This is a genomic window from Saezia sanguinis (genome assembly GCF_003991585.1).
Classification (GTDB): Bacteria; Pseudomonadota; Gammaproteobacteria; order Burkholderiales; family Burkholderiaceae_C; genus Saezia; species Saezia sanguinis.
In genome coordinates, this window is record NZ_PQSP01000092.1 from 1 (window position 1) to 267 (window position 267).

The 267-nt window shown below is 56.6% G+C and carries 1 protein-coding gene; it reads right to left on the reverse strand.

The genetic code is table 11. The features are described from left to right. The coding region (locus CUZ56_RS15115) for a hypothetical protein (protein WP_148113772.1) at window positions 1-254 on the reverse strand (254 nt) is incomplete at its 3' end. Window positions 255-267 lie beyond the last annotated feature (13 nt).

Sequence of the window (267 nt, forward strand, 5' to 3'; positions counted from 1 at the left end):
CCATAATAGTAAATATTGACAGGCTTGCCATAGATGCCCTGGCACGCGGCCTTGTAATCGGGCGAGCATTTGGCGACCCGCGTGCCGGATATGGTCTGGCAGCTTTCCAGCGCGTCCTTAAGATCTTCTGTGCTCAGGGCGCTGCCATATTCATAGCAGGTCTGCTCCGGCTCGCCCTTCATGGATTCAAGGATTTCCTTGCTCATGGGCAGGCCGGCAATCGTTGCCTCCAGAGCCTTTCTTGTGTCCAGCATGCAGGAGTGCCCC